This window comes from Psychrobacter sp. AOP31-B2-9, assembly GCF_052378005.1.
Lineage (GTDB): Bacteria > Pseudomonadota > Gammaproteobacteria > Pseudomonadales > Moraxellaceae > Psychrobacter.
This window is the reverse complement of sequence record NZ_JBQSXG010000194.1, coordinates 1-4,392: the sequence shown is the minus strand read 5'-3', so window position 1 is coordinate 4,392 and position 4,392 is coordinate 1. Positions and strand designations below refer to the sequence as shown.

The 4,392-nt window shown below is 36.0% G+C and carries 4 protein-coding genes; all 4 read right to left on the bottom strand.

Annotated features, from left to right (window positions below):
* Positions 1 to 202 precede the first annotated feature (202 nt).
* Positions 203 to 607 (bottom strand): Imm41 family immunity protein, encoded by a 405-nt coding sequence (locus ACT3SX_RS14080; RefSeq protein WP_192992578.1) that lies wholly within the window; start codon positions 605 to 607, stop codon positions 203 to 205.
* A gap of 283 nt (positions 608 to 890) precedes the next feature.
* Positions 891 to 1,325, bottom strand: coding sequence for a hypothetical protein (locus ACT3SX_RS14075; protein WP_192992590.1), 435 nt, complete (start codon positions 1,323 to 1,325; stop codon positions 891 to 893).
* Positions 1,326 to 1,413: 88 nt separating this feature from the next.
* Positions 1,414 to 1,659, bottom strand: coding sequence for a hypothetical protein (locus ACT3SX_RS14070; RefSeq protein WP_192519886.1), 246 nt, complete (start codon positions 1,657 to 1,659; stop codon positions 1,414 to 1,416).
* The coding region (locus ACT3SX_RS14065) for a polymorphic toxin-type HINT domain-containing protein (RefSeq protein WP_444753302.1) at positions 1,656 to 4,392 on the bottom strand (2,737 nt) is incomplete at its 5' end. The genes ACT3SX_RS14065 and ACT3SX_RS14070, both read right to left, overlap by 4 nt.

The window sequence follows — 4,392 nt, the reverse complement described above, 5'->3', positions numbered from 1 at the left end:
TGTATTCAGTAAACCACCTTTGATGTTTAGATCATTACCAAAATCAAGGGTAGTATTGCCACCGACATTGACTTGGCTGTTGGCGTAAGAACATAAAAAAAGCTACGATTTGTCTAAAATCGTAGCTTTTCTTTAAGTTTAATTAGCTTATCTTAAGTGCAAAATTTTTCATCTAGCATAAGTTAATACTTAATAGTAAATCTCACTTGCTTAAGTTCAATTCTTTTTGAATAAGAGGATTACTGGTTATCATATAATCATGAGAGTTAAAGGGAATCCGTCCCCAGAGTATTCTCATAATATAATTCAGTCGATCACGACAGTAATCTGCTTCATCTTCATTGAAATTTTTTATTTCATAAAAATCTGAAGTATCTTTATGACTATTTATAAGGTTGTTTATACTAAAACTTAGATAGTAAAGATTTGCTACTAACTCTCTGTGTAATACCTGCTCATCTTCTAAATTTGCACATAGTTTAATCAGAAAATACTCCAGCTTCCAGTATTTCTCAACGTTCCAAAGATTTTCTTCCTCTAAAAAGTAATTAAAAGAGTCTATCCCAAAAAAAATTTCATTACATTCATTATATTCTATATCTACCATTTTATCTTCAGTTAAATTTTCAAGTTAATCATATTTTTCTAAAACCTTCAAGTTCTTCCTTTTTTAAAACCTATTCTTTGTAACACAAAATAACTTTACTAAAGCAATATTTATTTATAATATCTTTTAAATTTAAAATATAATGTCTCAATTTAAACCCCATACCTTATCACCACAATTTTTAGGATAATCGTAATTTTCATCTGCATTCAAGGTATCCTTATCATAGTAGAAAAAACGTTATCATTTTTTTTAAATATACTACTTATATCAATCTCTGGATTCAAGTATACATGTAAAAAAAGGCATCCATTGCACTTTTAATATACGACATTGATAAAACGTCTATCAACCATATGCTACACATTCCTCTACACTGACACCTATAAACAAACTCTTTGTCAGAATCAGATATTAAACTAAAATTATAGTTACTTAACTCTTTAAGATTTTCATAATTACCGTCTAATCTATAGAAATTATAGTCAGAATCGTATTCATAGACTTCAATTTTAGCAGCTAAGGAGTCGAAACATCTATCTTTTGAAAAGTACTCTCCAAAGGACTTAATACTAGAGATAAAATTAGACTCTATATTAAAGTACTCGTCCATGTATTCAATACCATTACTTTCTATAAAATCTTCAATGTCCATCCATTTACTTTCAATATTATTAGATTCATAATCATGAACTGTGATAAGAAAGTTATTATTCATTATTTATCCTTTTATATAAATAAAACCTCTTATGCAGTTTCCTAATTTATTAGAACACTGCACTACGGCTACTTATACAAAATATATTTTAAGAGTTTTCATATGTAACTAAATGAAACTCAAAACCTTCCTTTCTATACTCGGATGGAATAATAATATTGGCATGTAAGCAATCTTTTAGAGTAACTGGATAAACATAACTATAATTTTTATCATCATTATTATTTAAGTTCTCCTTTAGTATAGAGAATTGATTCTGGTTTAAAATTATTTTACTAACTGCAAAATCATCATCTAATGGATATATATTAATTTCTCTTATAACTTTACTCATGGTGTTATCTTCCTATTTTTTATAGCAGGTTTTATCTGTAGGCCAGTTTTAGGATTAAAGGCTCCCATGTGATTACCAAACTTGTCATACTTCTCTAATTCGCCATGCTGATAATCCCACTCGTAAATTCTACCTTTTTTGTCTTTCCATCTTCTACGTAAATTACCGCCACCTTGTACGGATGTCTTAGCTTTAGCCTCCGCAAGCCCTTTAATTCCTGTTATTTCATTTGTATTAGGAGGATTAATTATATTAGAAATATGTTCAGGTGGTTTATTTTCTTTAGCTCTCTGTTGAGCCTTTAAATCATCAGGTTTATAAACATTTTTGTCATAATATCTACCGTCTTTACCTTGATAGAGAAGTTTTATTTCTCCATCTTCTTTATACTGATATAACTTTGAACCATTTGGTAATGTCTTACCTGACAACTCAGCACCATCTGGTAAAGAACTCCAACAGTCATTATGAACCCAAACGCCATACGTGCTATCACTGCCTGTGACAAAGTACGTATGATTATTATCGACGGTTAAATTATAAGCGGATAACGGTTCTTCAGTCTGTGTCACACTTTGAACAACTTGCCACTGACCATCTTCTGATAACAGCTGATAACCTGCTTTTAGATTACTAGCGTCTATCCATTGTGCGTTATCAATACTGCCTTGATAATCATGTCCTTCTGACGATTGTGGTAGTTGACCACCTGTATTGACTTGAGTAAAGAAAGGGTGGATTTTATTAGACACAATAGTTTGCTCATTACCATTACTGTCTTTAATAGTAATATATACAGTAGCCCTATAAGAATTATTATAGTGATTTGATACGCTTTGATAGGTTAACTTCCCAGTTATCTCATTCTTAGATAGCACCATATTACCAATTCGGACTTCAGAGATAGGTCTATAGCCAGCAATGGTTTTAACCAACATGTCTCCACGAAATGAACAGGTCTTACTAGCTCCATTAGCGGCCTGAGTAGTACTTTTACCGCTCGGGATTTTTCTTAAAGTCCCCGCACCTAAAACTTCATAAACTGCTGCATTCATGACTCGTATACCCCCATCCATATACACACAGTCTGTAGGACGGGATGTGCTACAAGAAACAAGGGAGTTATTACGTTGCTCATAACCATTTATGATGTTTTCTGTACCTTGATACTCACGATAAGCATCTCTTAGTCCATCAAAATTGGCATTACTATAATCAACTCTAATCTTATTAAGACAAGCCTCAGTTGGATTCTTCTCGCAAGCTTTAATCTCCTCATGATTATTTGACTCCATCTTTGCTGCTAAAGATCTAATTCTTTTCATTTCAGCGTCAAGTGGCCCACCTTTCAACTTCCTTTTGGCTACAGCAATCTTGTAAAGCAGACTTTCAACATCTTTACGCTTCAAGCTATTATCTTCAACCGCGACCTTACTTGTCTCAGCCGCATTAACCGCATCACTAGCGTTACCTGTTGTCAGTCCAATACCAGCACCTAAAACACTAGTAATCGCGCTAATCGTATCTTTCTGCTCTGGAGTTAGCGTTGAAGCGTCTGTAGTCTGATAAAGAAAGTGAGACAAAAATGGTACTACAGCTTCTCCTGTACCCGCCGCAATACCACCTGTCATAGCATCATTACTAGTAGCGTAGCTTACCGCTGCTCCTAGTATAGTATGTGCTAATAAGTGTTGCGGGCTACCGATACCATTAAGCTCATTATCTTCATTTATTCTATTTTCAAGATCATTGCCTTTGAACGCTTGACCAATTTGAAAGGCAATCTGCGGACTGATAGCTTTGGCTACATAACCTACTGCTCCATTACTATTTGGTCCATATAAGGCACCAGTAATACCATCAAAGAACAGACCCTGTTTTTGCACCTTGTCCGCTTGTAATTTCAAATCATCTCTGGCAGCTGTATTGCCTAACTTATCTTGCTCCTCAGCGGCATCCCTTAACTTCTGCTCTTTCTTATTAATCTCCGTCTTAATCTTACGACGCTCTTGATCAAAGGCTTGAGTGATCTCTACCTGCGCCCCAAGCTCTTCATTCACTTGATTGGCATCAAACACATTCTCAAGTATTCCTGCATACTCCTCACGGTTATCCGTCGTGATACTACTGTTTCCAGCGACACCCGTAATACCTGCACGAGTGATACTGCTATCACTATCACCATCTGTGCCGTAGCCAATGCCGTTCATGGTGGCTTGTGGTTTACCGGTGGTATTACCAATGCTAACACCTGCAGAAATGGCATCGCCCTCATAGCTGGTGGTGTTTTCTATGTCTTGGGTCGTAATGCCACCTTTACTGATATAGTTGTTTAATCCATTTTGTAGGGCTTTGTCCGTGGTGGTAATCGCGCCGCCTATCAGATTGGTTGTGCCTTCGGTGGTAAGATCAATACCACCATCCCCTGTGAAGATGCCTGACTGCTCACCCACGGTTTGATAGTCAGCATTGACATTGGTCTTACCGCCATTGACCGATAGGCTAGAACCTGTACCTTTGGCAAGATCAAGATCTGCACTAAAGCCCATGTTCTTTTGGTCGCTGTCATAAGTAGCGGTGTCTTGTAGCGATTCGATGGTCATGTCGCCGCCGATAACGCCTTGAATCTTATCTGTATTCAGTACACCACCTTTGATGTTTAGATCATTACCAATATCAAGGGTAGTGTTGCCACCGACATTGACTTGGCTGTTGGCATAGGTAGTGCTGTCG